Genomic DNA, 4,635 nt, shown 5'->3' with positions numbered 1-4,635 from the left:
TATTTATTATATCAAAATGCCTTATCAGGTATTTTTATTTGCATCTTGATTCTAATTTTTAAAATGTATGTTGCTATCAGCATGTATTATCTTTCTATAAACCAACCTAATTCTAATGAATTTGATAGATTATTCCATTCTTGATTCTATATATTTTAAGGTTTATAATTCAATAACTCTGATATCTTCTATTTGTAACCTCCTTAAAACTTCTAAAAATTTTAGGATACATAAAGTATTGATTCGATTTTTACTACCAACAAAACCTATGATTTATAATTTATGATATTTCTTATTAAGCTATGTTGTATTATATTCAAAATAAGAAATAATAATAGTATTTTTTTGAGTAGTGAGATGATTATAAGGTTTACTCTTTTTAGGTAGTTTGCTTCTTGAGTTTTAGTTGTATTAAAAAATTTTTTAATAATTCCGTGTGGTTGCAACAACTTAAATCTATTAGATATTTTATCATGAGAATCTATTACTTTTACAACAGTATCTAGTAAAAATTCTAAGATTTTTGATTGAAAATATAATGAATAATTACTATATCTATCTGCTGTTTACTACATATGTTCTTAAGTTTTCCCACAACCCTTCCTCATACCAGGCATCCTTCTTAAACATTCCTAACTTATCTGGTTTTGTTACTTTGAGATTCCTTAATAATTTGCAAACCATTACACTCTTGTTGCATTTCCTCAAGATAGTGCTTTTGAGCAGGATTCTCTACCATACCTTCAAAAAAATCATAATAAAAAAATATATATCTTTTCTACCTAATATCCTTACCTTTCTAAAATTTACCCTTCTCTACACCTAGCTTAACTCAATTACTCATAATAATTATTAAGTTTTCTAACTATACCTTGTAAAGTTTTAACTTCTTGGCTACTGAGGGAAGCTTTTAAAAAAATATTTCTAAGATTTCTTCTCATAATAGTTTCTTTTTCAGGTATAGAGAAAAAATTTTGTTCCTTTAGTCTTGCTTCTAAAAAACTTAAAAAGTAATCAAGTTCTTTAAAACTTGCTAACTCTTGATATTCTTTATTATTTATTACATTATTTATCATATTACTTGATATATTTTGCCGAGAAACCCTTAAAGAATTCCAACTATAGCAAATTAATAATACTGCTTGAGCTAAATTTAAGGAAGAAAATTTAGGATTAGTATTAATATGAATAACATGATTAGCATAATTTAAATCATCATTACTCAACCCGCTCTTTTCACAACCAAACAAAATGCCTAACTTACAATTAACAATCTCCCTCTGTTTATCAAAAGCAGCCTCTAAATTACTAAGAGGTTTATTCAAATCTCTAATTCTTTGTGTGGTAGCAAAAACATATTGTAAGTCTGCTACTGCGACTTTTAAATTTGAAAAAATTGTAGCTTTATCTAAAATAATTTCTGCCCCTGAACTTGCCCTATAAGCAATTTTATCTAATTCTTGTTGAGGATTAACCAGCCATAAGTTGTCAAATTTAAAATTTAACATAGCCCGTGCTACCATGCCGATATTTTCGGCAAGTTGCGGATTAACTAAGATAATAACTGGGTTATTCATAGTATAATTAGCCTTTTAGAAAATAAAAACTTATTGGTAGATTGTAGTTTAACACAGATTAAAATATAGAGAGAAGAATTTAATACGGAATGGTATCTTAAGAATTTCTTCAGAAGAACTATACTTAATCTAACTAACCATTGTTGTAAATATATTGATATTAGTATAACAAAACAAGCCTAGCTTAATACCCGTAGATTACTTTTTTTATCTCAGCTACACTAGCACTATCAGCTTCATAAATTGGGTTTTGATTTCTAACAAGATTTTTGAGGGTTTTAGGTTCTAAATCAAATTTAATCTGATAAATCCAATAATCGGCAATAACGTTAGCTACAAAATTTTTGGTTTCTCGAAAAGGAATACTCTCTATAAAGAACAAAGGATCTTCTACTTGGCGATGAGATTGTCTTTTCCAATTTCTAACATTAGAAAATCCGCCGTTCCAACCACCTAGCACGTAAATTAAATTTCCTCCTGCTGCCGGATTATCTATTAACATTTGCAGATATTTCTGCCCTAAATCCATATTATACTTAGGAACATTTAATCTCTTTAGGTTAGTATCATCATAACCGTATCTTTTCATAACCATTGCAGCAGTAGTTGGCATTAATTGCATTAAACCTTTTGCTCCAACCCAACTCTCTGCATAGGTATCAAAATTAGACTCTCTTCTAATTACGGCTAAAACTAAAGTAGGATCTAGCTCATATCCGTTATTTGGTTCAGAATTTACCACCGGATAAGAATAATCTATTAGACCATAATAACTCCCGCGTACCCCAGACATTCTATAGCTAAGCATCGGCATATTCGTATTATCTACTATATAAATTAACCCCTCAATTAAGCTATTTACTGCTTCAGTATTTTCAAGAGAATCTAGCTCATACTGCATCATCATTAAAAATTCTTTTTGTGAATACTCAACTAACCCAACTTGTAATAAGGCAAGCCCTATGATACCATGTCTAGTATCGATTAAAGAATCTAAATAATTCCCAGAAGGTTCAAAGACCGAATTATTAAGGTTTATAGTAACACCTAATTCTTCAGAGGCTAACAACCCATAGAATCCATAGGTATAGGTAGAAGTTACAGCCAGATTATAATAATAGGCATCATATTTTCCTAAAACTAAATTAGCCCTAGCAGCCCAGTATCCTGCTCTAGCTATGTTGTAAATCGGAAATTTTTCTTTATTTGCTACCACAAATCCAAAACTATCAGCTGCTTGCTGATACTGATGTTGCCTCCAATAGGATAAACCTAGTACTATCCAAGCATCAGCAGCACTATCATAGGAACGTACTAAAGCCTTTTTAGCCCATTGTTGTGCAAAATCATCTCTACCATCCATAAAATAAGAAGTAGCTAATCTAGTACTATAATAATCATAAGCTTTAGGATTTAAAAGTTTTTTCGCTTTTTTATCTTCTAATAAATTCTTTACTATTTTAGTTTTACCCTTCCTGAGATACTTATCTATACTTTTAGCATAATTATTACTAATCTCAGGAGCTGTTACGGTAAAGATATTATTCTCAATTAAAGCATTACTTTCTTTAAGTTTACTATATCTGTTATAAATAGGCACTAAAGGTCCCCAGTTAATTACTGTAGGAATATTAATTTTTTTCTTTTCTTTATTACTAGCTATATTTCTAGCTAATAAATAAATATTCCTAGCAGCACCTAAGTCTCCGTATTCCTTTAACCAATTATTTAATTCTATAAAAGTAGCCTGATAATGTGCATTAGTATACCTAGCATAATAAACATACCCTAATAACAATTTATTACCTAATTTAAGGATTATTTTATCGGCATCTTTATAGTTATTTTGTGCTTCTAATTGAAAAATTTTATGGTAAAGCTTCACATCTTCTTGGGATAAAATTTTAGGTATTTTATTATATAAATTAATGTCCACAGTATTAGGAATAGCATATTTCGTAATAACTTCTTGAGTATTAGCAAAATTCTTCCCAACAAAGCTTAGTATCAAAAAATAAAACACTACTAGTACAATTATAGTTGTTTTCATTTTGTGTAAAATATCCATAACTATAAATTTATACCTAATTCTTTAATTTTATGTTTAATTTCTAACAAATCAAACCAAAATACCTTCTTCTGGCTAGGATTCCTTAGTAAATATGCAGGATGATATATAACCCTTATTAAAACACATTTTTTATCATTAGTAAACCCAAAATTTCTTTCATGCCAGAGAGATCTTAATTTACTAATGGAGGTGTCTTCTTCTAATAAATAATTAGCAGAAACCTTACCTACTCCTATAATAATTTTAGGATTAACTACTTCAATTATTTTTTTAACAAAAGGAGTACATAAAACTATCTCACTTTGAGTAGGATTCCTATTCCCTGGAGGTCTCCAAAAAATAGTATTAGTTATAAAACTATTTTCTCTGGTTAGATTAATATCTTTTAGAGCTGTAGTTAATAATACTCCACTTCTTCCTACAAAAGGTTCCCCTAGTAAATCTTCATCTGCTCCGGGAGCTTCTCCCAAAAATAAAATCTCAGCACTATGATTTCCTACTCCGAATACGGTGTTATTGGCAGTTTTTTTTAAAGTACATGCCTCAAAATTATTAAGAATTACTCTAACTTCTTCTAAAGTATTAGCTTCTGTCAACTGTTGAGTTACCTTTTTAATAACCAAAGAGTAATTTATCTCAAAGAGTTTAGAATCTGCTAATTCCGTGGGTACACTAGAGTTTACTTCAGTGTTTTCCCTTATGTTAGTAGTTATATCTGAGGGTACTACGTTTGGTACTCCTTGTGCTAATTGTACTATTTCTGCATGGTTAGTTGTTATATGATCAACTTTTACAACATTAATTCCTAAAGTTGTGGTATTAATAGCATTCTTCTCAAAACCCTTCTGATTTAAACTTACCGGTTCTAAAAACTTAGTTTTTGAAACTAAATAATCAATACCAACATTCTTATAGGTAATTAATAAAGATTTTAACTGTTTCCGTTTATCTTCTATCATAAGCTCTTAGACATTATTAATTGTTTTT

The 4,635-nt window shown here is 29.2% G+C and carries 3 protein-coding genes; all 3 read right to left on the bottom strand.

The window, feature by feature from the left end; all coding sequences use genetic code 11:
* Positions 1-836: 836 nt before the first annotated feature.
* The 3 genes from ACQCX0_RS00165 to ACQCX0_RS00155 all read right to left on the bottom strand — a co-directional run bounded on the left by ACQCX0_RS00165 (position 837) and on the right by ACQCX0_RS00155 (position 4,607).
* Positions 837-1,577: an RNA methyltransferase gene (locus ACQCX0_RS00165; RefSeq protein WP_462562011.1), complete on the bottom strand. Its 741-nt coding sequence runs from the start codon at positions 1,575-1,577 to the stop codon at positions 837-839.
* Positions 1,578-1,761: 184 nt separating this feature from the next.
* A complete protein-coding gene (locus ACQCX0_RS00160; RefSeq protein WP_462562010.1) occupies positions 1,762-3,627 on the bottom strand; it encodes a lytic transglycosylase domain-containing protein in 1,866 nt (621 codons plus the stop codon).
* Between the two features lie 20 nt (positions 3,628-3,647).
* The gene (locus tag ACQCX0_RS00155; protein WP_462562008.1) at positions 3,648-4,607 is read right to left on the bottom strand and encodes a uracil-DNA glycosylase; all 960 of its coding nucleotides are present in this window, start codon (positions 4,605-4,607) and stop codon (positions 3,648-3,650) included.
* Between the last annotated feature and the right edge of the window lie 28 nt (positions 4,608-4,635).

The organism is Candidatus Hepatincolaceae symbiont of Strigamia maritima (assembly GCF_055505085.1).
Note: the sequence above shows the minus strand (reverse complement) of the source record. Positions and strands in the feature narration are given on the sequence as shown.